Here is a 19,757-nt window from a genome sequence, read left to right on the forward strand (position 1 = left end):
CCATGAGCTTTCCCCGTTCCTTATTAACTATTAAAAAGAAAATTACCGGCCGTGACTCAAAAGGCCACATTTCCGTCAGACATCGTGGCGGTGGCGAAAAAAGGTATCTAAGGGACATTGATTGGAAAAGGGATCAAATTGACATCAAGGCCAGAGTTATTTCAATCGATTATGATCCCAACCGCACTGCGGACATTGCTCTTTTATCATATACTAATGGTCTTAAATCATACATTTTGGCTACCAGCAAACTCAAGGTAAACGACGTTGTCGTATGTTCCCAAAACGCTCCCATTAAAGAAGGTAACCGTTCGTTTTTGAAAAATATTCCGGTTGGTATTCCTATCCACTGTCTCGAAATCAAACCGGGCAAACCGGCTCAGATGGTAAAAAGTGCCGGTTCTGCTGCCTATATCCAAAGTATAGATGGTGATAAAACCATCGTTAAGCTACCCTCTGGCGAAATCCGAATTTTCCACTCAGAATCCAAAGCCACCATTGGTCAGGTCGGAAATTCCGAACATAATACTCAAAAATTAGTAAAAGCCGGAGATTCTCGTCATCGCGGTATTCGTCCCACAGTTAGGGGTATAGCTCAGAATCCGCATTCCCATCCGCACGGAGGCGGTGAGGGCAGAAGTTCAATTGGTATGAATCCCAAGACTCCATGGGGTCGTCCGGCCATGGGAAAGAAAACCAGAAAACTCAAAAAAGCTTCCAACAAACTAATTATTAAACATCGTAAATAATTTTAATTTTTTAACTTTATAACTTTATAAACTTTTAACTTATTATGTCCCGAAGTTCACGAAAAGGTCCATATATCGACAAAAAGCTTCTCGAAAAAATAGGCAAGCAATCTCTTGCCGGTGAAGCCATAAAAACTTGGGCCAGAAAAAGCCAAATTTCCCCCGAATTTGTCGGTCACAACCTTGCTGTTCACAACGGTAAAAAATTCATTAACGTCCATGTTACCGAAGATATGGTTGGCCACCGTGTTGGTGAATTTTCTCCCACCAGAACCTTTAAAGGCCACGGACGTGTCGTTAAGAGAGTTATAGAAAAGACGTAAAATATGGTTAATCCTATTAAAAATACTAAGCCCCCTGAGGTCGAAAAAGCAGTCGAAAAGCCAGTTGCCCCGATTGTTCGCTATCTTAATAAAAATATCAAGATTTCCCCTCGGAAATTAAGACTACTGGCCAGGACTATCAAAAAAGTAACACCTCAAGTCGCCCTTACTCAGCTTAAGTTTACCAACAGTAAATCAGCCAGAGTACTCTTAAAAGCTGTCCAAACGGTAATTTCTACCGCCAAAAGCAACTATAGCCTAGCTCCCGAAACATTAACATTTGATTCCATCCGTGTTGACGAAGGGCTAAAAATAAAACGTATGGACAAATCTCACGGTTCCCGTTTTTCCCGTGGTTTAATCCAAAAAAGACACAGCCGTCTTGAAATAAAAGTTAAAGTTAAAACCAACTAAAAATATGGGTCAAAAAGTAAATCCTATCGGTTTTAGGCTAGAAACAACCAAGAATAGTCCTGAATGGCAATCTTCCTGGTATGCCGATAAGAAAAAATATTCGGCACTTTTAATTCAGGACAAGGTCATTCGTGATTATCTTCAGAAAAAGTTATATTCAGCCGGTGTCGTTGCTCTAAAAATAGAACGCTCAACCAAAAGACTGAAATTAGTTATTATCGTTAGCCGTCCCGGCTTAGTAATCGGTCGTGGCGGTAAAGAATTAGAAGCGATAAAAAAGGATATCCTTAAGCTGTTGCCAAAAACCAGCGGTAAGCAAAATGTCGAGATTCAGGTCGAAGAATTTAAACACAGTGATTTGTCAGCTAAGCTGATTGGCGAAAAAATTGCCTATCAGTTAACCAAAAGATTACCCTACCGACGGGCCGTATTATCAGCCATGGAAAAATCAATTCAAGCCGGCGCAAAAGGTATCAAAGTTATTTTGTCCGGTCGTATAAACGGTGCCGAAATTAGCCGTCGGGAAAAATTTTCCCAGGGGAAAGTTCCCCTAAGTACAATCCGCGCCAACATTGATTATGCAGAATGTCCCTCATTAACCAGATCGGGTTATATCGGTGTAAAAGTTTATTTGTGTTTATTTTAATATCACTATGTTACAACCAAGCCGAACAAAATATAGAAAAGCTTTCCGTGGTCGAAAACACGGATTATCTCAAGGGTTCCTGGTCTCCTTCGGCGATTACGGCCTAAAATCACTTGAAGCCAGTTGGATTACCGCCAACCAAATTGAATCTGCCCGTCGGGCTATCGCCCATGCCACCAAAAGAAATGGTAAAGTGTGGATTAGAATTTTTCCGGACAAACCATATACCGCTAAAGGTGCCAATTCGATGGGTGCCGGAAAAGGTGACGTCAAAGGCTATGTTTGTGTTGTCAAACCCGGGAGGATAATGTTTGAAGTTTCTGGGTTAACTGAACCTCAGGCCCGCGAAGCTTTACTTTTGGCCTCAGCAAAATTGCCTGTTACTACAAAAATTATAAAAAGAAAATAAACCTGGATTTTATGAAAAAAACTGATAAAATTGCCTACAGGCAGAAAAGCTCCGAAGAGCTCCAAAAAACACTTTCTGACTTAAGGAATAAAATAGTTGAGCTAAAAGCCAAATTTTATTCCGGTAATCAAAAAGATACTTCTGTATTTAAAAAAGTTAAATACGAAATCGCCCTGATTTCAACGGTTCTCCGTCAACAAGAGGGTCAGAAACAAAATGACAAGCAATAATAACAAAAAATTAGGCAAGACATTTATCGGTGAAGTAGTCTCTGATAAAATGAAAAATACCATTGTGATTACAATGGAATACAAAAGTCGTCATCCTTTATACAAAAAAATTGTCAAAAAAAATAAAAAGATTTACGCTGAAAACAATCTCTCGGCTAAAATTGGCGATATCGTAAAGGTCCGGGAAACTCGGCCTTTAAGTAAACTAAAAAGATTTACTACGTTAGAAATCCAGACGAAATAACATGATCCAGCTAAGAAGCACCATCACTGTTGCCGATAATTGTGGAGCTCGTACTGCTCAGATTATTCACATTTACAAGGGTTATTTTCACAAAAAGGGCGGTATCGGTGACATTGTCATGGGCGTGGTCCAGGACTCAATTCCAAACGGTATGGTCAAGGCCAAAGAAAAGATAAAAATGGTAATTGTCAGGACAAAAAAAGAGACAGGTCGTACCGATGGATCGTACATTCGCTTTAGTGATAATGCCGGTGTTATAATTGATTCTCAAAATAACCCCAGAGGGACAAGAATTTTTGGTCCGATAGCCAGGGAAATTAAAGATTTGGGCTTCAACAAAATTGCCTCAATGGCAAAAGAGGTTTATTGAAAAATATGAAAATTCTTAAGGGCGACACAGTCAAAGTTTTAATTGGTAAGGACAAAAACCGTTCCGGTACGGTAGTTGCCAGCTTTCCCCGGAAAACGGCCGTTGTAGTCAAAGGTCTCAACATGTTCAAAAAACACATCAAGGCCTCGCAGGGTAAACCAGGTTCAATTATCGAAAAAGAAAGGGCTCTACAGGTTTCCAAGATAATCCTTGTCTGCCCAAACTGCCAAAAATCCACCCGGGTAGGTTACGAAATCGACAAATCCGGTGATAAATATCGTATTTGTAAAAAGTGCAAGACGATTATCCAAAACAAAGTCATTAAAAAATAATTAAAATGCTAAGAAGTACTTATTTAAAAACAACAAACGAAGCTTTGGTAAAACTCCTGGGAAAAGACAGGAATACCAATTCATTCCCTAAACTTATTAAAGTTGTTATCAACTATCGGGTCACAGAAGGTCGTGAAAGCCAGGAGTCACTTGCAGCCGCCGAAGTCGACCTCTTATCCATTACGGGTCAAAAACCAAAACTTTGTAAAGCCAAAAAATCCGTTGCCACTTTTAAAGTCAGGCAGGGAGATCCATTGGCCCTAAAAGTCACTCTACGCGGTGAAAGAATGTACGATTTTATTGAAAAGCTATTCAACCTTGTTCTGCCCAGGCTCCGTGACTTCAAAGGTATGTCAGCTAATTCTTTTGATGAAAAAGGTAATTACAACTTTGTTATCAAAGATCAAACTTATTTTCCCGAAATAAATCTTGATAAAGTCAATAAAATCAGATCTGTCCAGACTACCATAAGTATTTCTGCCTCTTCAAAAGAAGAGTCAAAAATGTTATTATCCGCCCTAGGGTTTCCGTTCGAAAAAAACTAACATATGGCCACAAAAGCAAAAATTGCACGAGAATCAAAAAAACTTAAGTACAGCTGTCGTCATCATAATAGATGTCAGATCTGTGGTCGTCCACGCGGATTTATTAGATTATTTGGTTTATGCCGCCTTTGCTTTAGAAAAATGGCAAATCAAGGAGTCCTTCCCGGAGTTAAAAGATCCAGTTGGTAAACAAATATGATCATCTCTCTCCCTATCGATTTTTTAATCAGAATCAAAAATGGTTACAAAGCAGGCCGCAAGACAATTACCGGTCCGGCCTCAAAATATTGCGTAGCAATAGCCGATCTTTTGAAAAAACATGGTCTCATATCCGGATATTCAGTCTCAGACGATGCCAAAAAAATAATCACCATCAATCTTGCCTACAACAACAATGAGCCGGCAATTTCAGATGTCAAAATCCACTCCAGGCCCGGGCGAAGAGTCTACGAAAAGTCCATATCCCTTCCCTGGGGTAAAGGTAAACAATCACTTTTTATTATTTCTACCTCAAGCGGTGTTTTTTCTCAAAAGGAAGCCAAGTCAAAAGGTTTAGGCGGAGAAATATTGGCCGAAATTAACTAAATATGTCAAGAATCGGAAGATTACCAATATCAATCCCTGCCGGAGTTACCGTCAACGTTAACTCCAATATTGTCACTGTCTCCGGGACAAAAGGAACATTAACCCTAAAGACTCCTCTCAAAATTGCTATCGACCAAAAAGATGGCCAAGTGGTTGTCTCCCGTCTTTCTGAAGACAAAAAAGTTCGCTCCAACCACGGTTCGATTCGTGCTCATATCAACAACATGATTCAGGGAGTGCAGACTCCCTGGCACAAAGAGCTCTTGATAAAAGGCACTGGTTATAAAGCCGTTTTATCCGGAAACAAGTTGATTGTCAGCGCCGGTTATATTCATCCGGTCGAGGTAATCGCTCCCGAAGGAATCCAATTTCAGGTCTTAGAGGACACCAAGGTTATCGTTACCGGTGCAGACAAAACTATTGTCGGCCAAGTAGCTAGCAACATCAGGAAAATTCGAACCCCCGAACCATACAAGGGTAAAGGAATCCGCTATGTTGATGAATTTATTAAGTTGAAAGCCGGAAAAACAGCCAAAGCCTAAAAAATTATGATCAATCACAACACAAAAATTAGAAGGTTAAATCGAGTCAGGGCAAAGCTCGCCCGAAACGTTGGTATACCCAGACTCTCTGTTTTTCGCAGCAATCAGCATCTTTGGGCCCAGATAATTGACGACAAACACGGTCGGACCATTGTTTCTGCCTCGACGAAATCTCTCAAAAAAATTACCGGTACAAAAACAGAGAAAGCCATTGCTGTCGGGGCTGAGATTGCCAAGCTCGCTATAGAAAAAAAAGTTAACAAGGTTCGCTTTGACAGAGGCTTATACCGATATCACGGTCGGGTCAAATCTCTGGCGGATGAAGCCAGAAAAAACGGACTAAAATTTTAAAGCAAATATGTACCAAGATAAACAAAACAATAGATCAGAGAGATACGAAAAACCAATCAGTGAATTTACCGAAAAAGTCGTCCAGGTTAAAAGGGTATCCAAAAAAACTAAAGGCGGAAATCAGGCGTCATTTACTGCTCTGGTTGTCTCTGGTGACAAAAAATCAAGAGTTGGGGTCGGTTTAGGCAAAGCAAAAAGTGTAGCTGATGCTATTCAAAAAGCCATCCTTCGCGCCAGAAAAACCATGATTACTGTCCCTATTGTCGACGGTACCATATCCAAAGAAGTTCGTCTAAAATTTAAAGGGGCACTTGTCCTTATCCGTCCGGGTAAAAAGGGAAGTGGCATCATCGCCGGCGGCCCTGTCCGTTCGGTTGTAGAATTAGCCGGTGTCAAAGATGTTGTCAGCAAAATTATTGGCTCAAAAAACAAGTCAATAAATGTTTGGGCCACCGTCCAGGCTTTAACCCAATTAGCAAAATAAATATATGGAAATTCGAAATAATTTAACAAAAACAATTGACAAGAGTCTCAAGCGAAGAGGCCGCGGTATCGGTTCTGGTGTCGGTGGCCATACCACTGGCCGTGGTGCCAAAGGAGACAAGTCCCGTGGTCAAACAAAAATAACTTTTGACGGTAGCAAGATCAAAAAAGGTTGGATCAAAAGACTGCCTTTTTTGAGGGGTAAACACAGAACCAACAGAATGAGCCAATATTCTCTCATCACCCTCGAACAGATTGATAAGTGGTTCAAAACAGGAGAGACTGTTGACGCTACCTCAATCTCTAAGAAAGCAAAAATCTCTCAAAGAAAGTTAGGGGCAAGTATCAAGGTGCTTTCCCGTGGTAAGCTAACAAAAACATTAACTTTTAAAGGCCTTAAATTCTCTGAAAAAGCCTTGGCACAAGTTACTTCGTCGGGTGGTAAGATAGATTAATGAATCAATTCGTCAAGTCACTTTCCCTTTATCTCGAAGCCCTAAAAACACCTCTGATTAGGAAAAAAATTCTAATTACCCTCGGTATCCTGATACTTTTTCGATTTATCGCCCACATTCCCGTCCCCGGAGTCAATCTTAGTCTGCTAAAAAGCTTTTTTTCCCAAAATCAACTCCTCTCTCTGCTCGATATATTTTCCGGTGGAACCCTTGCTAATTTCTCTATTGCCGCTCTGGGTTTGAATCCCTACATTAACGCCTCAATTATGCTCCAGCTTCTTTCTATGGTAGTTCCCCAACTCGAAGAATTACAAAAAGAAGGGGAATACGGCCGGGCAAAAATAAATCAATACACCAGGATATTAACCATTCCTCTTTCCATCGTCCAGTCCATAGGTATGTATGGAATTTTAAGATCTCAAAACATTATCCAAAATCTATCTCCGCTAACACTTGTCGCTCTGGTCGCCAGCATGCTAGCCGGCACCATGATAATGATATTTCTTGGAGAAATGATAAATGTCTATGGGGTCGGAAACGGAATATCTATGATCATTTTTGCCGGTATTATTGCCCGTCTTCCGGTTGGTTTGATCCAAACACTAAGCGTTACCGATCTTTCGAATCCTCAAACAGGTCTCAATCTAATTGTTTTTGCCGCACTGGCCGTCGCTTTGGTCTTGGCAATAGTAATGGTTGAAGAAGCCATTTTGAGAATTCCCATCAGTTATGCCAAAAGAGCCCAAACAACTTATCTACCTATCAAGGTCGATACTGCCGGAGTCATGCCTATCATTTTTGCTATGTCCCTTGCTTCTATCCCTTCGCTTTTGGGGCAGTTTTTATCGAAACTTTCAAATTCCGTCATTGCTTCTTTTGGCTCATTAATCGGTAGGATTTTTCAATCCGGCAGTTATGTCCATATATTTTTATACTTCTTTTTAGTAATCGGTTTTACATTTTTCTATACCTCAGTCGTCTTTAAACCAAAAGATATTGCCGATGAATTAAGAAAGTCGGGCGGCTACATGCCCGGCATCCGGCCTGGTCTTGCCACTGAAAAACGTCTCAAGTATCTGATCAACCGGGTGATTGCTATTGGTGCCGTGTTTTTAGGGTTAATCGCTGTTTCCCCCTCAATTGTCCAAAAAATGACAAATATCACCACTCTCACTGTTGGCGGAACCAGCGTTTTAATTGTTGTCTCGGTAGTCATCGAGCTTACCAGAAAAATCGAAAATGTTGTCCAAAGTTACAATTACGACAAACTAACATATTAATCTTCTAAATTTATAACTTTACAAACTAATTTATGTCACTGAACCTCTTCATAATTGGTCCCTCCGGCTGTGGCAAGTCCACCCAGGCTAAATTAATCGCTCAAAAGTACAATCTAACCCATTTTTCCATGGGACAGCTTCTTCGTGACGAAATCGCCTCTGGTTCAAAATTAGGTCTCGATACCAAGGCATCAGTCGATGCCGGTATCCCAACCCCAGACGACATCGTTCTTCCTATTCTTAGTCAAAAATTAATTTCACTTAGCAATCAGAACTTTATTGTCGATGGTTTTCCCCGCCTAATCCAACAGGGTCATTATATTGATCATTTTTTAATAGACAAAGGTCAATCAACTTCTCTCGTTATCCACCTTCTGGTAAATTTCTTAGAAATCCAAAAAAGACGCGAAAAGCTTGGAGTTAGTTTTCAAGACAACACTCGCAGCGACAATACACCGGAGGCAATTGCCAATCGTCAAAAAATTCTGTATGAACAGGGAATTGCCCCCATACTTGATCATTATCGAGTAGCCAACAGATTATATGAAGTCGACGGCAACCGCCCGATAGAGCCAATTTTTGAAGATATCTGTAAAGTTATTGATAATATTAATAGTTAAATATCCAATTTAATTAATGCAAACCGAACCAACCGTAAAAGCCCTGGTAACCGAAGTTCTTCCAAATTCTTTATATCGGGTCAAGTTGCCCGATGACAAGGAAATAGTTGCCTATCTGGCAGGTAAATTAAGAATGCACCATATCCGTGTTATGACAGGGGACACTGTTTCGCTTATCCTTAGCCCCGAAGGCGACAAAGGCCGTATAGTCTATAGGAATTAAATTGAAATTAGTCTTTGATATTCCGCCGAATTTAAGATACAATATCCCCAAGCTTATGAAAGTCCAGTCAAGTATCAAACGCCGCTGCAAAAACTGTAAAGTTGTAATTCGTCGGGGAATTAGGCGCATTATTTGTTCTACAAAAAAACATACCCAAAAACAGGGCTAATCAAAATGAGAATCATCGGTGTAGAAATTCCGGATAACGAAAGGGCAGAAATTGGTTTGACCAGATTCTACGGTATTGGCCGCACCAACATTAAATCACTTGCCAAGTTGGCAAAGATTGATCTTAATACCAGAATCAAAGACCTAAGTCGTGACGATGTTGCTAATTTAATGAAGGCTTTGGAAACTTTTCGTGTCGAGGGTGATCTAAAAAAAGAAATTCGTGAAAGCATTGATCGTCTAAAAGCTATAAAATGTTACCGTGGCATTCGCCATATTGTCGGGCTTCCTGCTCGTGGTCAGCGGACAAAATCCAATGCCCGTACCCGTAAGGGCAAGAAAAAAACAGTCGGTTCACTTACCAAAGAAGCATGGGCAAAAATTGAATCTCAGCAAAAGGCAGCTTCGGTTGCCAAAAACGAATAACATGTTAAATTAATATGGCAAATACAGAAACTAATTCCACCCCCCCAAAAACTACCAAAAAGAAAGTATACAAAAACGTGGCCGAAGGCCGCCTATACGTCAATTCGACTTTCAATAATACCCTGGTAACCATTGCCGATGCCAAGGGAAATACCCTAGCCTGGTCAAGTTCTGGTAACTGCGGCTTTAAGGGAGCCCGAAAATCTACTCCGTACGCCGCTACCACTGCTTTAGAAAAAACTCTTGAAGAAGCCAAAAAATATGGCATCAAGAAATTAGTTGTTTATCTCAAAGGTCCCGGTGTCGGTAGAGACGCTACTCTCCGTTATCTTCGCACCAAAAGGGATTTTGATGTTGAAGAAATTTCCGACGTCACCCCCGTCCCCCATAACGGTCCCCGGCCTCCCAAACAACGCAAAGTTTAACTCTACAAACTTTATAACTTTTTACTTGATAACTTTATAACTAACCCATGAGAATCACACTTAATACAAAATGCCGTCTTTGCCGAACCGAAGGCACCAAACTCTTTATTAAAGGGACCAGATGTATGTCATCTAAGTGCCCAATCGAAAAAAAAGGCGCCGTTCACCCGGGGATGCACGGTCTAAAAAGAGTTAAAAAATCAACCGATTACGGCATTCAACTCCGTGCAAAGCAAAAAGCCAAAAGACTATACGGAATACAAGAAAAACAATTCAGAAATTATTATTTGAAAGCAAAGAAACTGAAAGGTCTTGTCGGAGACAATCTAATTTCGATGATTGAAACCCGATTAGACAATGTTGTTTATTTGGGTGGATTGTCCCAGTCAAGAACCCAGGCAAAACAACTTATTAGTCACAAACATATTCTGGTAAACGGCAAACCATTAAATATTTCTTCATACCTTGTTAGAATCGGTGACATCATTTCAATCGATAAGAGCTCAAAAGTTAAGGACAATCTCCGCCTTGGCGACAAAGACTTCCGCTATCCTTCCTGGCACGATGTAAACAAACAAAACCAATCCATAAAAATCACATCCATGCCCATTCGCGATGAAATAGGCAGTGGGGTAGATGTTAATTTAATAATTGAATATTATTCTAGATAAAAAAGGAGATAATGTGATAGATACAAGTAAATTCAACATAAAGACAGTTAAAACATCCAAGACTTATGGAAAATATGAACTTGGTCCGCTAGTCGGTGGTTTTGGTCACACAATTGGCAACGCTCTCCGAAGAGTCCTTTTGATTACTGTACCGGGTGCTGCTATTACCCGTATTAGAATAGATGATGCTAGCCACCTTTTTGCCACTCTTCCCGGAGTAAAAGAAGACCTGGTCGAAGTTTCACTCAACCTCAAAAAAGTGAAATTTTCATACAAAAAAGAAGAACCGATCAAATTAATTTTGGACAAGAAAGGGCCGGGGGTTGTCACCGCCGCAGATATCTCAGACAATGAATTATGCCAAGTTGCCAATCCAGAGCAAATAATCGCTCATTTGGCCGATTCTAAATCAACTCTGAGAATTGAAATGACCATTGAAAATGGCATTGGTTACACTATGGCCAAGGAGCAAAAAACCGATGTTGTCGGCGAAATAATTCTTGATGCCACTTTCACCCCGGTTTTAAAGTCCAACTACACTGTTGAGCCAACCCGTCTTGGTAAAAAGTCAAACTACGATAAGCTTATTATGGAAATATGGACCGATGGTTCTATCGATCCTCTTCAGGCCTTAAAATTTGCTGCCAAAGATATCATCAACTCTCTCAATCAAATTGTCGACCCCAAAGAATTTGACGAAGAAGTCATAACCTTATCTTCCACTCCCATGAACCAGGGGGTCGACATTTCTGTTGAAGAAATTGAGCTTCCTCTCCGGGTTACCAACGCCCTAAAAAAAGCAGGATTTGCCACCATCGACGTTCTTCTGAAGGCCGGACGGGCTGAAGTCAGTAAATCAAAAAATGTTGGTGAAAAATCATTAAAAATTATTGACGCCTGGTTAAGAGACAAAGGGTTCACCTGGAAATAATCTATGAATCATCGGAAATTCGGTAAAAAACTTGGCAGAAACCACAACCAAAGACAGGCACTGTTCAGATCTCAGGTCAGGAGTTTCTTTACATACGGGAGTATTCAAACTACCGAAACTAAGGCCAAAGCTGTTTCCCCGATAATAGAACATCTTTGTCACATAATGGCTACAGAGCCCCAGTTGATAGCTTCAAGGGAGCTGTACCGTCATTTACAGGACAGAAACGATGTTAATCGGGTTACAAAAATTTTTAAGGAATCGTTTACTGATCAGTCTTCTAACTTTACAAGACTAACTCGAATTAAACGTCGAATCGGAGATGATGCTCTGATTGTAAGATTGTCATTTATCAAACCAGTCTCTTTTGTTGTTGTTCCACCAAAAGTGGAAAAAGCTGAAACTAAAAAGCCAAAAGCAATAAAAGATAAAAAAATAGCCAAAACTAAAGACACCACTATAAAATTAAAGACAGCAAAGGAGCAGAAATGACAAACAAAACCTCAGTGACAAAGGGCAGTCTCGTTAACAGAAAATGGTATTTAGTCGATCTCTCCGGTAAAACTCTGGGGAGGATCTGTACCGAAATTGCCGCTATTCTTATTGGAAAAGACAAAACTACTTTTTCCTATCATCGCGACGATGGTGACTATGTTGTTGCCATAAATGCCAAAGACGTTCAGGTTACGGGCCGCAAACCAAAGCAAAAATTATATCAGCATTATACCGGCTATCATGGAGGTATTAAGGAATTCACCTTTACCGAAATGATGAACAAGGATCCTCGACAGATTATCATGCATGGTGTCAAAGGTATGCTTCCAAAAAACAAACTCCGTGACCGACGTATGACCCGATTAAAGGTTTTTGTTGATGGCGAACACAAATACGCTGATAAAATTTCAAAATAAATATGGTAAAAAAAGCATCCGCAAATACATACACATATGCCGTTGGTAGAAGGAAATCTGCCATCGCCACGGTTAAAGTTTACCCGGGAAAAGGAGACCTTCAGGTCAACACCCAAACAATTGAAAAATATTTTCCGACCCCTACCGAGAAAATTATATATGAAAGACCATTCGCTGCTACTGGCACAATGGGTAAATATCATTTTAGTGCCAAAATATTGGGTGGCGGAAAAAACGGTCAGATAAAATCATTAGTTTTGGCTATTTCCAGAGCCCTGAAAAAAATAGACAATACTTTTACTTCGGTCCTTCGCACCAATGGTCTTCTCACCGTTGACTCACGGGTACGGGAAAGAAGAATGGTCGGTACTGGCGGTAAAGCCAGACGTCAAAAACAGTCTCCCAAGCGGTAAACTGATGTCATTGCGCCTGCCCGCCTTTGGTGGGAGGGGTTTATCTCCGAAGCAATCTGTGTTATTTTAACCTATGACTTTAATCCAAAGTCTCATCTTGTCGGTTATTCAGGGATTTTCTGAATTCCTTCCCATTTCATCATCAGGCCATCTTAATTTGGCCCAACATTATATGGGAGTCAGGCCTTCACTGGCTCTCGACATATTTTTAAACACCGCCACCCTTTTTTCAGTCCTGTATTTTTTTCGGCATCAGCTTTCTTATTTCAAAAATAATCTGCTATACATCATTATCGGTTCTCTCCCTGCCGGCCTGGTTGGAATTCTTTTGAAAACGCAGATTGAAACCATTTTTAGTAACCCGAAACTTCTACCTTTCTTTTTTATGATTACTGCCGGTCTTGTTTTTCTAACAAAATTTGCCAAAGAGAACGGTACCAAAATGGATTTAAGAAAAGCGATAGTTATTGGTCTTTTTCAGGCGTTTGCTATTCTTCCTGGTGTGTCACGTGCCGGTTCAACTATTTTTATCGGGTTAATGATGGGTTTAACAACTCAGGAGGCTTTCAACTATTCTTTTTCGCTATTTATTCCTGCCTCGTTAGGTGCAGTTCTTCTGGGTGCAAAAGAGATTCAAGGCTTAAGTATTCAAACTGGTATTCTCTCCCTGTCGTTCGTAATCACCTTAGTAGTTGGTATTTTTGCTCTGTCGGTTTTAAGAGGATCACTTCTGGCCAAAAAGTTCTGGGTGTTTAGCATTTATATACTCCTACTCGCGTTGATTTCTTTCTTTACCCTCTAGCACTCACCCATTCTTCCGCAAATCCGATCCATTACCAGAGTTTTTACGTTTTGTTCGGTAACCCGTAGTATTTTCCTTTGTTTTTTCTCTTTAACCGACACTTCTTCCTGCTCAACCTGAAAATTTATTATTTCTTCTATTTTCTTATCTATATCCATTTTCACTCAAAAACAAAGATTATCTATTATAAATCATAATGTCTAAATAATTCCGATCACTTTTAATCTGCTTCTTCCACCGCTGATTATTTCAACTCTGGACTTGGCTACCCCTAATTCTTTTGCCACTATTTCGGTGATTGCCATATTAGCTTTATTTTTTGTTGCAATTTTTGTTGTCCAAATTTCCCAATGATTCTCATCACTCTTCTTAATCTGATTCTTGCCCGCTCCTGCCTTTGCCCGTACATATAGCCTCATGCGCTGATTATACCTTAATATTCACAATTATCTACCAAATTAATCAATGTCCCTCCTTTTTTCAAAGGAGGGATTAAGCCTGCCTGCCGGCAGGCAGGGGTAGATTTTGATTTAGGGGGTTTAGAAAATGTTAATCAGTCTTGTAAACGACCTAATATAGAAACACATGAAGCAAAAATTACATATTCCAAACATTCAAAACACCGTTATTACCCCGGCTTTAGTTAAAAATCGGAATTGCGAAAACCTTATCGGCTCAACCCAGGTTCCACTTGGCCTTGCGGGGCCACTTTTGATTACTTTTCAAGACAATATTACCGATACTTACATGTTACCGCTCTCAACTACAGAAGGGGCCCTGGTCGCTTCCGTAAATCGTGGTTGCAAAGCAGTCGGCCTGTCTGGGGGTGTAAGGACATATTTTGAAGACGTTGGCGCCACCCGTGGCCCTCTGTTCCGGGTTAAAAACCTGGCTGAAGCTGCCAATTTAGTCAAATATGTTAGTGATAATCTAAACGATATCGCTCTGGTTGCCCAAAAAAACACTCCGTTTATAAAATTTCAAAAAGAAGAGCATCAAGTTATCGGCAAGAACGTCTTTTTTCGTTTTTATTTCAACACCTCTGAGGCTATGGGTATGAACATGGTCACCCAGGCAACAGAAAAAATTTCCCGATATCTGGAATCAGCGCTCAATATAAAATGTTTGGCCCTATCCGGAAATTTTTGTCAGGACAAAAAACCATCCTTCACTGGTTTTTTATTGGGCCGGGGAAAAAAAGTTTGGGCTGAGGCCATAATTAAAAAATCATCGGTAACAGATATCCTAAAAACAACTCCGAAAGATATTGTCGAAATTGTTCAAAAAAAGTCCCATCTTGGTTCAATTGTTTCCGGGTCTCTTGGATACAATGCTCATTTTGCCAACATCCTTGCCGCCATCTTTTTAGCTACCGGTCAGGATATCGCCCATGTTGTCGAGGGTTCTATGGGCATCACCGATGCCGAAATAGAAGACAACGGAGATCTCTATTTTTCAGTTTACCTTCCCGACATAATGGTGGGTACTGTCGGTGGGGGAACAGGCCTACCAACTCAAAAAGAAGCCTTGGGGATTTTGGGGTTAGACAGACACGAATCTGGTGATTCACTTAAACTTGCTCAAATAATCGCTGCCGGTGTATTGGCAGGCGAACTATCCCTAACCGCCGCCATCGCCGCCGGCCATCTGGCCAAGGCACACGAAAAACTTGGGAGAGGTATCAAAACACAAAAAATTTAACGACTCCGCCTCCTGTTCGTGCTGGCAGGGAACTCAGATGAGCCTTTTGCAATTGCATTTCCAATTCCTCCAAGTGTTCTATCTAATTTCTTTTCTTGTTCTTCGTTAAAATTGGCCTTACCCTCTTGTGTTTTTCTAAAGATCTCGTCTGGAGTAGTAACCTTGCCTTTTCCACCGCCACCCCATGCCACAACCCCCTCGGAGGGATTTAAATCTTGTTTAATATCAACTTCAAGCGGTTTTCTGTCTGAATGATCCAAACCTCCCGATGATATTTCAAAAGCCATATTTTTTCTATGTAGAATATATAACACTAACAGTATAACACTGCATGGTAATTTGCTACAAGTTTATATTTCGAATAACAATAAACCGTAACAAACCAAATCAAATTCAGGAAATAGTATAGAACTCTTAGGAGCTGTAGGCAATCACTTTGTCTTGCCTAGATCAGCTAGGCTTTATGCTCGTTCGAGAACCCGAAACACTTATGTTTTTGTCGGGGTTACTGGATTCGAACCTCAGCCAAAGGCTGATCCGCCTTTGGCGGAAGCAACAGATATGATTATGTTTCTAACATTCCTCCCAAATCCTGACTTATAAAACTTTTCCCGTAAGGCAGCATCTTCTTTGCACAAATATTTTTCAAAATACAAAAGGATAAACGGCATATTTTCCTTTGTAAATTTATTCATCCTTCGATTATGTTCTTCAAGCCTTGTCTTCGGATCTTGACTGGTGCTACCAACATAAATCTTACCGTTCCTTTGGCTCTTTAGAAAGTAAACATAGAACATCGGTCGGGGTTACTGGATTCGAACCAGCAACCTCACGGACCCCATCCGTGCGCGCTAGCCAATTGCGCCAAACCCCGAAGTACCAAGTATTCTACCATTTTATCCATCTATTTCCGACAACGAAAACAATAAGTATTCGTCTTTTCTTCGGTTTTCCTTATTGACTTGATATAGTCGGTGTTGGTATCTTCATATCGGTTAAACATTTTTAAAAAATATGGGACGACATCCAAAAATAGACAAAGCCAAACCAGTCAATAGTAGTTCTTCACTTCAGGGCAAGAAATTTGAAGCCGTAAGGCTCGCCATGGAACAAATCACCAAGGCCTATGGTGATGGTGCCATCATGAAAATGGGAGAAAACAACGCCGATATGAAAATAGAAGTTATTCCCACCGGCTGTCTCCCGTTGGACATTGCTCTGGGTGTTGGCGGTTTACCCCGCGGCCGGATTACCGAAATTTATGGACCGGAAGCATCCGGAAAAACCACTGTCTGTTTACATGTCATTGCCGAGGCCCAAAAGCTTGGAGGCACTGCCGCTTTTATCGATGCCGAGCATGCTCTGGAGCCGACACGAGCCGCCACCATCGGCGTAGATTTAAATAATCTTTTAATCTCTCAACCCGACAATGGTGAACAAGCTCTGGAAATTGTCGAAACCCTAGTCAGGTCCAACGCTGTCGATGTTATTGTCGTCGACTCAGTTGCCGCTTTAGTCCCCAAAGCCGAAATCGAGGGTGAAATGGGTGACTCCATGATGGGGCTTCAAGCCCGGCTTATGTCCCAAGCCCTCAGAAAGCTTACCGGCGCCATCTCTAAATCCAAAACTGTAGTCATCTTTACCAATCAGCTTCGCCAAAAAATCGGCGTAATGTTTGGTAATCCTGAAACCACCACCGGTGGTTTAGCCTTAAAATTTTACGCTTCTGTCAGAATCGATGTTCGAAAAACCGCCAATGTGAAAACCCCCTCCGGAGAGTCCATTGGCTCTCAGCACCGCGCCAGAATTGTTAAAAACAAGATTGCTCCACCGTTTAAAGAAGCCGAGTTCGACATTATGAACACAGAGGGAATTTCTGTATATGGTGGTCTTGTCGATTTGGCCGTTCAATACGGATTAATCACTAAATCAGGTGCCTTTTTCAAAGTCGGTGATCAAAATATCCAAGGTAGGGAAGGGGCAAAACGGTATCTCAAAACCAATCCGACTTTAGCCCAAGACCTAAAAGAAAAAATCTGGGCTATTATCAAAAATCCACCGGACGAATCTTTGTCAAAAAAACCTCTTTCCGAAGATGAGTCGGGCGATTCGGGTGAATAATGCACATTACCTCTATTAAGCCTACCCGATCCTCGACCACTCTAATTCTAGTTTTTAGCAATGGTTCAATCCTGCCATTTTCTTCCGATGATTGGGTTAAGGCTGGCATAAAAAAATTTTCAGAGCTAGACCCCAATTTACTAGATCAAATATATAAAAAATCCGCAGAACACCAGTTAAAGGAATACGCCGTGAGGCAACTGGCCATGCGATCCCTTCCGGAGAAAATAATTAAACAGAAATTAAAACACTATTCCCAAAAATTTTTTCTCTCTGCAAATATCGAAAATTTTTCTGTAGATGTGGAGCCAATTATCACACAAATAATCGCAAATCTTAGGAATCTGAAGCTAATAAACAATTCCGCTTACGCCTCTGGTTATGCCGCCAAAAGCACCCAGAAATCAAAACGGCAGATAATCGCCGAATTAAATCAAAAAGGAATTAGCCCTTTGGACCAAAACCAAGCGGTATTGAATCTAAACGATTTAGAAAAAATCAAAAACTTTCTAAAAAAGAAAGGCTACACAAATGAAAAACTATCCTCGTATGCCCAAAAAAATAAAATAATGGCCGCTCTTTATCGTCGCGGGTTTACAATTTCTGATATAAAGAGTGTGGTTGACGATTTGATCAAAAATGGATAGAATATAAAAGATAATTTTATATCTTTATTTAATTTAATTTTTTTTACTTTTTATAATCCGACAGTACCAAGATGTTTAATTTTTGCCCAACCGAAATCTATTTGAACTTTGCAGATTTTGTCTAACGTTGGTCTGTCCATGTCGTAAAGAGTAGAGAGGGAGGTTTTATGTTTAGTTATTTTCTAACCAAAGTAAGGGGGATCTTTTCATCCGGGTCTAAATCCGAAAAGCCGGAAGCCAAAGTGCCGGCAGTTAAAACAAAAGTCAAGGAAGACACCTCGGTCTTAGCCGACAAAAACAGGGTGGTTTTTGCCCCGCCAAAGACCAACAAACCTCAACCCGCCTCCGTTCCTGTTCAGGACACCCGGGCAACAGATGTTGCCCTGCAAAATGCCAAAAGACTAGAGTCAGAAGCAAAACTCAAGGAAACCGAAATTTTTCAACGTCTATCTTCAATTTCAGAACGAGAGAGATACCTGCTTCAAAAGGAAAAAAACCTGGATTCCCAAACTACCGAAATAAAAACCAGATTGGCAGGTATTGACGATCTCTATAAAAAGCAGTTGGAAAAACTCGAACAAATTTCCGGGCTTGATGTTGAAAAGGCCAAGCAGCTGATATTAAGTAGCACTGAGAAGAGAATGAGTTCTTGGGTTGCCAAAAAAATTGATGAAGCCAGGGACGATCTAAAACAGAGGGAAGATGAACTGGCCAAAGAAATATTGGTAGAAGGCATTCGACACGGAATCACCGAATATGTTGCCGAGTATACAGTTTCCACCATTTCTCTGCCTGATGAAAAAATAAAAGGTAAAATTATCGGTCGTGAAGGCCGAAACATTCGCGCCTTCGAAAAAGAAACCGGAGTAGAGCTTGAATTGGACGAAACCAATGACATCCGTATTTCATCCTTCGACTCCACCCGCCGAGAGATTGCCAGACTATCTCTGGAAAAATTAATCAAAGACGGCCGTATACAACCACTAAGGATCGAACAAATTGTTGCCCAAACCAAGGCCGACATGGACAAGATATTGGTAAATGAAGGTAAAAGAATTTGTCAGGAGGTTGGTGTGTTTAATCTACCTGTTGACTTAATCAAACAAATTGGGAAATATAAATTTAGATTCTCCTATGGTCAAAATCTGGCCAAGCACACAGTTGAAGCCACAAAAATCGCTACTGCTATCGCCTATGAATTAAAGGCCGATATCAACACCGTCCGTCTGGGCGCGCTTCTACATGATATCGGTAAAGTGGTAACCGATCAGGAGGGCACCCACGTTGACCTGGGGATTGACCTTCTCCGTCAGTACAAAATATCAGAAGCAGTAATTAATTGTGTTGCCGAACACCACGAAGACAAAGAATTCTCTTCTGCCGAGTCGGCCATTGTTTATGTCGGTGATGCTGCCTCTGGCACAAGGCCAGGAGCCCGATACGAAGTCCACGAAGAGTATTTGAAGCGAATGAAAAACATCGAGGAAGTTGCCAAATCATTTCCGGGAGTTACTAGCGTTGCCGCCTATCAGGCGGGAAGGGAAGTGGTAGTTATTGTCGAGCCCACTCAGGTAAGCGACTCCGAAGCCACTGTGTTAAGTCAAAATATTGCCGATAAACTCGAGGAAGAGGCCAAATGGGCCGGCCAAATAAAAGTTACCGTTATTCGGGAATTGCGGACAAGTAGCGTCATTGTTGGCAATAAAATCAATAAAAATGCGGTTAAAACAGACTAATGAA

Annotated in this window: 36 protein-coding genes and 1 tRNA gene; 32 read left to right on the plus strand and 5 right to left on the minus strand. The window is 40.9% G+C overall.

Annotated elements, in window-relative coordinates; genetic code table 11:
* Positions 1-2: 2 nt before the first annotated feature.
* The 28 genes from rplB to WC841_00835 all read left to right on the plus strand — a co-directional run bounded on the left by rplB (position 3) and on the right by WC841_00835 (position 13,548).
* Positions 3-749: a 50S ribosomal protein L2 gene (gene rplB / locus WC841_00700; GenBank protein MFA5827869.1), complete on the plus strand. Its 747-nt coding sequence runs from the start codon at positions 3-5 to the stop codon at positions 747-749.
* A 44-nt stretch (positions 750-793) separates the two neighbouring features.
* Complete coding sequence (gene rpsS / locus WC841_00705; protein ID MFA5827870.1) at positions 794-1,072, plus strand: 30S ribosomal protein S19; 279 nt, start codon at positions 794-796, stop codon at positions 1,070-1,072.
* Positions 1,073-1,075: 3 nt separating this feature from the next.
* On the plus strand, positions 1,076-1,486 hold the full coding sequence (locus WC841_00710; protein ID MFA5827871.1) for an uL22 family ribosomal protein: 411 nt from the start codon (positions 1,076-1,078) through the stop codon (positions 1,484-1,486).
* Between the two features lie 4 nt (positions 1,487-1,490).
* The gene (gene rpsC / locus WC841_00715; GenBank protein MFA5827872.1) at positions 1,491-2,132 is read left to right on the plus strand and encodes a 30S ribosomal protein S3; all 642 of its coding nucleotides are present in this window, start codon (positions 1,491-1,493) and stop codon (positions 2,130-2,132) included.
* A 7-nt stretch (positions 2,133-2,139) separates the two neighbouring features.
* Positions 2,140-2,541: a 50S ribosomal protein L16 gene (rplP, locus tag WC841_00720; GenBank protein ID MFA5827873.1), complete on the plus strand. Its 402-nt coding sequence runs from the start codon at positions 2,140-2,142 to the stop codon at positions 2,539-2,541.
* Positions 2,542-2,552: 11 nt separating this feature from the next.
* Entirely contained in the window at positions 2,553-2,771 is a 219-nt protein-coding gene (rpmC, locus tag WC841_00725) for a 50S ribosomal protein L29 (protein MFA5827874.1), read from the plus strand.
* Positions 2,758-3,015, plus strand: coding sequence for a 30S ribosomal protein S17 (gene rpsQ, locus WC841_00730; protein MFA5827875.1), 258 nt, complete (start codon positions 2,758-2,760; stop codon positions 3,013-3,015). The genes rpmC and rpsQ overlap by 14 nt, the downstream gene beginning before the upstream one ends.
* Before the next feature lies 1 nt (position 3,016).
* Positions 3,017-3,385: a 50S ribosomal protein L14 gene (gene rplN / locus WC841_00735; GenBank protein ID MFA5827876.1), complete on the plus strand. Its 369-nt coding sequence runs from the start codon at positions 3,017-3,019 to the stop codon at positions 3,383-3,385.
* A 5-nt stretch (positions 3,386-3,390) separates the two neighbouring features.
* The gene (gene rplX, locus WC841_00740; protein MFA5827877.1) at positions 3,391-3,717 is read left to right on the plus strand and encodes a 50S ribosomal protein L24; all 327 of its coding nucleotides are present in this window, start codon (positions 3,391-3,393) and stop codon (positions 3,715-3,717) included.
* 5 nt (positions 3,718-3,722) lie between these two features.
* Positions 3,723-4,262 carry a 50S ribosomal protein L5 gene (gene rplE, locus WC841_00745; GenBank protein MFA5827878.1) on the plus strand — a complete coding sequence of 180 codons (540 nt, stop codon included), beginning with the start codon at positions 3,723-3,725 and terminating at the stop codon, positions 4,260-4,262.
* Positions 4,263-4,265: 3 nt separating this feature from the next.
* Positions 4,266-4,451, plus strand: coding sequence for a type Z 30S ribosomal protein S14 (locus tag WC841_00750; protein MFA5827879.1), 186 nt, complete (start codon positions 4,266-4,268; stop codon positions 4,449-4,451).
* 6 nt (positions 4,452-4,457) lie between these two features.
* Complete coding sequence (gene rpsH, locus WC841_00755) at positions 4,458-4,847, plus strand: 30S ribosomal protein S8 (GenBank protein MFA5827880.1); 390 nt, start codon at positions 4,458-4,460, stop codon at positions 4,845-4,847.
* A gap of 2 nt (positions 4,848-4,849) precedes the next feature.
* Positions 4,850-5,389 carry a 50S ribosomal protein L6 gene (rplF, locus tag WC841_00760; GenBank protein ID MFA5827881.1) on the plus strand — a complete coding sequence of 180 codons (540 nt, stop codon included), beginning with the start codon at positions 4,850-4,852 and terminating at the stop codon, positions 5,387-5,389.
* Between the two features lie 6 nt (positions 5,390-5,395).
* Complete coding sequence (rplR, locus tag WC841_00765; protein MFA5827882.1) at positions 5,396-5,740, plus strand: 50S ribosomal protein L18; 345 nt, start codon at positions 5,396-5,398, stop codon at positions 5,738-5,740.
* Between the two features lie 7 nt (positions 5,741-5,747).
* A complete protein-coding gene (gene rpsE, locus WC841_00770; GenBank protein MFA5827883.1) occupies positions 5,748-6,224 on the plus strand; it encodes a 30S ribosomal protein S5 in 477 nt (158 codons plus the stop codon).
* 4 nt (positions 6,225-6,228) lie between these two features.
* Positions 6,229-6,678 (plus strand): 50S ribosomal protein L15, encoded by a 450-nt coding sequence (gene rplO, locus WC841_00775; protein ID MFA5827884.1) that lies wholly within the window; start codon positions 6,229-6,231, stop codon positions 6,676-6,678.
* Positions 6,678-7,958, plus strand: a complete 1,281-nt coding sequence (secY, locus tag WC841_00780; protein ID MFA5827885.1) for a preprotein translocase subunit SecY — start codon at positions 6,678-6,680, stop codon at positions 7,956-7,958. The genes rplO and secY overlap by 1 nt, the downstream gene beginning before the upstream one ends.
* Positions 7,959-7,990: 32 nt before the next feature.
* The gene (locus tag WC841_00785) at positions 7,991-8,578 is read left to right on the plus strand and encodes a nucleoside monophosphate kinase (GenBank protein MFA5827886.1); all 588 of its coding nucleotides are present in this window, start codon (positions 7,991-7,993) and stop codon (positions 8,576-8,578) included.
* Between the two features lie 16 nt (positions 8,579-8,594).
* Positions 8,595-8,801: a translation initiation factor IF-1 gene (gene infA / locus WC841_00790; protein ID MFA5827887.1), complete on the plus strand. Its 207-nt coding sequence runs from the start codon at positions 8,595-8,597 to the stop codon at positions 8,799-8,801.
* A 55-nt stretch (positions 8,802-8,856) separates the two neighbouring features.
* On the plus strand, positions 8,857-8,970 hold the full coding sequence (gene rpmJ, locus WC841_00795) for a 50S ribosomal protein L36 (protein ID MFA5827888.1): 114 nt from the start codon (positions 8,857-8,859) through the stop codon (positions 8,968-8,970).
* A 5-nt stretch (positions 8,971-8,975) separates the two neighbouring features.
* A complete protein-coding gene (gene rpsM / locus WC841_00800; protein ID MFA5827889.1) occupies positions 8,976-9,395 on the plus strand; it encodes a 30S ribosomal protein S13 in 420 nt (139 codons plus the stop codon).
* 14 nt (positions 9,396-9,409) lie between these two features.
* Complete coding sequence (rpsK, locus tag WC841_00805) at positions 9,410-9,820, plus strand: 30S ribosomal protein S11 (GenBank protein ID MFA5827890.1); 411 nt, start codon at positions 9,410-9,412, stop codon at positions 9,818-9,820.
* Positions 9,821-9,867: 47 nt separating this feature from the next.
* The gene (gene rpsD / locus WC841_00810) at positions 9,868-10,491 is read left to right on the plus strand and encodes a 30S ribosomal protein S4 (protein MFA5827891.1); all 624 of its coding nucleotides are present in this window, start codon (positions 9,868-9,870) and stop codon (positions 10,489-10,491) included.
* Positions 10,492-10,504: 13 nt separating this feature from the next.
* Positions 10,505-11,422 (plus strand): DNA-directed RNA polymerase subunit alpha, encoded by a 918-nt coding sequence (locus WC841_00815; protein ID MFA5827892.1) that lies wholly within the window; start codon positions 10,505-10,507, stop codon positions 11,420-11,422.
* A 3-nt stretch (positions 11,423-11,425) separates the two neighbouring features.
* Positions 11,426-11,914: a L17 family ribosomal protein gene (locus WC841_00820; protein MFA5827893.1), complete on the plus strand. Its 489-nt coding sequence runs from the start codon at positions 11,426-11,428 to the stop codon at positions 11,912-11,914.
* Positions 11,911-12,333 carry a 50S ribosomal protein L13 gene (gene rplM / locus WC841_00825; protein ID MFA5827894.1) on the plus strand — a complete coding sequence of 141 codons (423 nt, stop codon included), beginning with the start codon at positions 11,911-11,913 and terminating at the stop codon, positions 12,331-12,333. The genes WC841_00820 and rplM overlap by 4 nt, the downstream gene beginning before the upstream one ends.
* A gap of 2 nt (positions 12,334-12,335) precedes the next feature.
* The gene (gene rpsI, locus WC841_00830; protein MFA5827895.1) at positions 12,336-12,746 is read left to right on the plus strand and encodes a 30S ribosomal protein S9; all 411 of its coding nucleotides are present in this window, start codon (positions 12,336-12,338) and stop codon (positions 12,744-12,746) included.
* A gap of 73 nt (positions 12,747-12,819) precedes the next feature.
* Positions 12,820-13,548 (plus strand): undecaprenyl-diphosphate phosphatase, encoded by a 729-nt coding sequence (locus WC841_00835; protein MFA5827896.1) that lies wholly within the window; start codon positions 12,820-12,822, stop codon positions 13,546-13,548.
* On the opposite strand, the gene WC841_00840 is transcribed toward WC841_00835, so the two are convergent.
* The gene (locus WC841_00840; protein ID MFA5827897.1) at positions 13,545-13,712 is read right to left on the minus strand and encodes a hypothetical protein; all 168 of its coding nucleotides are present in this window, start codon (positions 13,710-13,712) and stop codon (positions 13,545-13,547) included. The genes WC841_00835 and WC841_00840 overlap by 4 nt on opposite strands.
* Positions 13,713-13,748: 36 nt before the next feature.
* Positions 13,749-13,967, minus strand: coding sequence for a DUF167 domain-containing protein (locus tag WC841_00845; protein MFA5827898.1), 219 nt, complete (start codon positions 13,965-13,967; stop codon positions 13,749-13,751).
* Positions 13,968-14,133: 166 nt separating this feature from the next.
* Here WC841_00845 and WC841_00850 point away from each other — a divergent pair, with 166 nt between their 5' ends.
* Positions 14,134-15,249 (plus strand): hydroxymethylglutaryl-CoA reductase, encoded by a 1,116-nt coding sequence (locus WC841_00850; GenBank protein MFA5827899.1) that lies wholly within the window; start codon positions 14,134-14,136, stop codon positions 15,247-15,249.
* Here the strand turns inward: WC841_00850 and WC841_00855 are convergent.
* The 3 genes from WC841_00855 to WC841_00865 all read right to left on the minus strand — a co-directional run bounded on the left by WC841_00855 (position 15,246) and on the right by WC841_00865 (position 16,123).
* Positions 15,246-15,536 (minus strand): hypothetical protein, encoded by a 291-nt coding sequence (locus tag WC841_00855; GenBank protein ID MFA5827900.1) that lies wholly within the window; start codon positions 15,534-15,536, stop codon positions 15,246-15,248. The genes WC841_00850 and WC841_00855 overlap by 4 nt on opposite strands.
* A 234-nt stretch (positions 15,537-15,770) precedes the next feature.
* Positions 15,771-16,046 (minus strand): GIY-YIG nuclease family protein, encoded by a 276-nt coding sequence (locus WC841_00860; protein ID MFA5827901.1) that lies wholly within the window; start codon positions 16,044-16,046, stop codon positions 15,771-15,773.
* A gap of 3 nt (positions 16,047-16,049) precedes the next feature.
* Positions 16,050-16,123 (minus strand) — tRNA-Pro (locus WC841_00865).
* A 140-nt stretch (positions 16,124-16,263) separates the two neighbouring features.
* On the opposite strand from WC841_00865, the gene recA reads away from it, so the two are divergent.
* From recA to rny, 3 genes are all read left to right on the plus strand, one after another.
* Complete coding sequence (gene recA, locus WC841_00870; protein MFA5827902.1) at positions 16,264-17,370, plus strand: recombinase RecA; 1,107 nt, start codon at positions 16,264-16,266, stop codon at positions 17,368-17,370.
* Positions 17,370-18,017, plus strand: coding sequence for a regulatory protein RecX (locus tag WC841_00875; GenBank protein MFA5827903.1), 648 nt, complete (start codon positions 17,370-17,372; stop codon positions 18,015-18,017). Before recA ends, WC841_00875 begins: the two co-directional genes overlap by 1 nt.
* A gap of 167 nt (positions 18,018-18,184) precedes the next feature.
* A complete protein-coding gene (gene rny, locus WC841_00880; GenBank protein ID MFA5827904.1) occupies positions 18,185-19,753 on the plus strand; it encodes a ribonuclease Y in 1,569 nt (522 codons plus the stop codon).
* The last annotated feature ends 4 nt before the right edge of the window (positions 19,754-19,757 follow it).

Source organism: Candidatus Shapirobacteria bacterium, assembly GCA_041659325.1.
Taxonomy (GTDB): Bacteria; Patescibacteriota; Microgenomatia; order UBA12405; family UBA12405; genus JBAZYN01.

Excerpts from the sequence above, each read along its gene's own strand:
- rplB (MFA5827869.1), top strand. The coding sequence starts at position 3 with ATGAGCTTTCCCCGTTCCTTATTAACTATTAAAAAGAAAATTACCGGC.
- rpsS (MFA5827870.1), top strand. The coding sequence starts at position 794 with ATGTCCCGAAGTTCACGAAAAGGTCCATATATCGACAAAAAGCTTCTC.
- WC841_00710 (MFA5827871.1), top strand. The coding sequence starts at position 1,076 with ATGGTTAATCCTATTAAAAATACTAAGCCCCCTGAGGTCGAAAAAGCA.
- rpsC (MFA5827872.1), top strand. The coding sequence starts at position 1,491 with ATGGGTCAAAAAGTAAATCCTATCGGTTTTAGGCTAGAAACAACCAAG.
- rplP (MFA5827873.1), top strand. The coding sequence starts at position 2,140 with ATGTTACAACCAAGCCGAACAAAATATAGAAAAGCTTTCCGTGGTCGA.
- rpmC (MFA5827874.1), top strand. The coding sequence starts at position 2,553 with ATGAAAAAAACTGATAAAATTGCCTACAGGCAGAAAAGCTCCGAAGAG.
- rpsQ (MFA5827875.1), top strand. The coding sequence starts at position 2,758 with ATGACAAGCAATAATAACAAAAAATTAGGCAAGACATTTATCGGTGAA.
- rplN (MFA5827876.1), top strand. The coding sequence starts at position 3,017 with ATGATCCAGCTAAGAAGCACCATCACTGTTGCCGATAATTGTGGAGCT.
- rplX (MFA5827877.1), top strand. The coding sequence starts at position 3,391 with ATGAAAATTCTTAAGGGCGACACAGTCAAAGTTTTAATTGGTAAGGAC.
- rplE (MFA5827878.1), top strand. The coding sequence starts at position 3,723 with ATGCTAAGAAGTACTTATTTAAAAACAACAAACGAAGCTTTGGTAAAA.
- WC841_00750 (MFA5827879.1), top strand. The coding sequence starts at position 4,266 with ATGGCCACAAAAGCAAAAATTGCACGAGAATCAAAAAAACTTAAGTAC.
- rpsH (MFA5827880.1), top strand. The coding sequence starts at position 4,458 with ATGATCATCTCTCTCCCTATCGATTTTTTAATCAGAATCAAAAATGGT.
- rplF (MFA5827881.1), top strand. The coding sequence starts at position 4,850 with ATGTCAAGAATCGGAAGATTACCAATATCAATCCCTGCCGGAGTTACC.
- rplR (MFA5827882.1), top strand. The coding sequence starts at position 5,396 with ATGATCAATCACAACACAAAAATTAGAAGGTTAAATCGAGTCAGGGCA.
- rpsE (MFA5827883.1), top strand. The coding sequence starts at position 5,748 with ATGTACCAAGATAAACAAAACAATAGATCAGAGAGATACGAAAAACCA.
- rplO (MFA5827884.1), top strand. The coding sequence starts at position 6,229 with ATGGAAATTCGAAATAATTTAACAAAAACAATTGACAAGAGTCTCAAG.
- secY (MFA5827885.1), top strand. The coding sequence starts at position 6,678 with ATGAATCAATTCGTCAAGTCACTTTCCCTTTATCTCGAAGCCCTAAAA.
- WC841_00785 (MFA5827886.1), top strand. The coding sequence starts at position 7,991 with ATGTCACTGAACCTCTTCATAATTGGTCCCTCCGGCTGTGGCAAGTCC.
- infA (MFA5827887.1), top strand. The coding sequence starts at position 8,595 with ATGCAAACCGAACCAACCGTAAAAGCCCTGGTAACCGAAGTTCTTCCA.
- rpmJ (MFA5827888.1), top strand. The coding sequence starts at position 8,857 with ATGAAAGTCCAGTCAAGTATCAAACGCCGCTGCAAAAACTGTAAAGTT.
- rpsM (MFA5827889.1), top strand. The coding sequence starts at position 8,976 with ATGAGAATCATCGGTGTAGAAATTCCGGATAACGAAAGGGCAGAAATT.
- rpsK (MFA5827890.1), top strand. The coding sequence starts at position 9,410 with ATGGCAAATACAGAAACTAATTCCACCCCCCCAAAAACTACCAAAAAG.
- rpsD (MFA5827891.1), top strand. The coding sequence starts at position 9,868 with ATGAGAATCACACTTAATACAAAATGCCGTCTTTGCCGAACCGAAGGC.
- WC841_00820 (MFA5827893.1), top strand. The coding sequence starts at position 11,426 with ATGAATCATCGGAAATTCGGTAAAAAACTTGGCAGAAACCACAACCAA.
- rplM (MFA5827894.1), top strand. The coding sequence starts at position 11,911 with ATGACAAACAAAACCTCAGTGACAAAGGGCAGTCTCGTTAACAGAAAA.
- rpsI (MFA5827895.1), top strand. The coding sequence starts at position 12,336 with ATGGTAAAAAAAGCATCCGCAAATACATACACATATGCCGTTGGTAGA.
- WC841_00835 (MFA5827896.1), top strand. The coding sequence starts at position 12,820 with ATGACTTTAATCCAAAGTCTCATCTTGTCGGTTATTCAGGGATTTTCT.
- WC841_00845 (MFA5827898.1), bottom strand. The coding sequence starts at position 13,967 with ATGAGGCTATATGTACGGGCAAAGGCAGGAGCGGGCAAGAATCAGATT.
- WC841_00850 (MFA5827899.1), top strand. The coding sequence starts at position 14,134 with ATGAAGCAAAAATTACATATTCCAAACATTCAAAACACCGTTATTACC.
- WC841_00855 (MFA5827900.1), bottom strand. The coding sequence starts at position 15,536 with ATGGCTTTTGAAATATCATCGGGAGGTTTGGATCATTCAGACAGAAAA.
- WC841_00860 (MFA5827901.1), bottom strand. The coding sequence starts at position 16,046 with ATGTTCTATGTTTACTTTCTAAAGAGCCAAAGGAACGGTAAGATTTAT.
- recA (MFA5827902.1), top strand. The coding sequence starts at position 16,264 with ATGGGACGACATCCAAAAATAGACAAAGCCAAACCAGTCAATAGTAGT.
- WC841_00875 (MFA5827903.1), top strand. The coding sequence starts at position 17,370 with ATGCACATTACCTCTATTAAGCCTACCCGATCCTCGACCACTCTAATT.
- rny (MFA5827904.1), top strand. The coding sequence starts at position 18,185 with ATGTTTAGTTATTTTCTAACCAAAGTAAGGGGGATCTTTTCATCCGGG.